Genomic DNA, 257 nt, shown 5'->3' with positions numbered 1-257 from the left:
CGGCGCCCGACCCACAGGCCGACGAACATCACCGGCAACAGGCAGGCAGCGAGCAACAGCAGGCTGCTGTCGGCGTAAACCCCGGCGATCAGAAACATCGACAGGCGCACCACGGTGCTGCAACTGATCAACGCGCTCTGGGTAGCGCGCACCTGCTCTTTCGCCTCCAGGCGCGCGCTCAGATAGAGGGCATAGAGAAACCCGCCACTGCCGAACAACGCACCGAACAAGCCGCCCACCGTGCCCATGGGCACCGC

Annotated in this window: 1 protein-coding gene; it reads right to left on the bottom strand. The window is 65.8% G+C overall.

Features of this window, described 5'->3' with window-relative positions:
- On the bottom strand, positions 1-257 hold a 257-nt coding region (locus SB725_RS32360; RefSeq protein ID WP_410923599.1), incomplete at both ends, for a TSUP family transporter.

This window comes from Pseudomonas sp. SIMBA_041 (genome assembly GCF_046535095.1).
In the GTDB taxonomy this organism is placed as follows: domain Bacteria; phylum Pseudomonadota; class Gammaproteobacteria; order Pseudomonadales; family Pseudomonadaceae; genus Aquipseudomonas; species Aquipseudomonas mucoides.
Note: the sequence above shows the minus strand (reverse complement) of the source record. Positions and strands in the feature narration are given on the sequence as shown.